The organism is Variovorax sp. 10L426 (assembly GCF_056395305.1).
On sequence record NZ_JBFTJF010000104.1, the window covers coordinates 1 to 420 of the forward strand.

Below are 420 nucleotides of genomic sequence, written 5' to 3' on the forward strand. Positions count from 1 at the left end.
GCCCACGCGCAGCGCCGCCGACACGGTCTTTGAGAATCCGCCTATATAGATGACGTGCTCGAGCTGATCGAGCGTGGCCAGCCGGTCGGTGAACGTGAGCTGGAAGTCCGAGAAGATGTCGTCCTCGACGAAGCGGAAGTTGTGCTTGCGCGCCAGTTCGAGCAGGCGGAACGCCACCGGGGGCGTCAGCGTGGAGCCAGTGGGGTTCTGGAGAATGCTGTTGGTGAAGAACAGCTTGGGCTTGTGGTCGCGCAGCAGGCGCTCGCAGGCTTCCGGGTCGGGGCCGTTCGGGGTGTGCGGCACGCCCACCAGCTGCACGCCGTGCAGCCGCAGCAGGCCGAACAGGTTGTAGTAGCCGGGGTCTTCGACGAACACGGTGTCGCCAGGCTTGAGCAGGTGCCGCACGACTAGGTCGAGCGC

At 65.7% G+C, this 420-nt stretch carries 1 protein-coding gene; it reads right to left on the bottom strand.

Annotation, left to right across the window (positions count from 1 at the left end):
• On the bottom strand, positions 1-420 hold a 420-nt coding region (locus AC1DHL_RS29970), incomplete at both ends, for an aminotransferase class I/II-fold pyridoxal phosphate-dependent enzyme (RefSeq protein ID WP_478164364.1).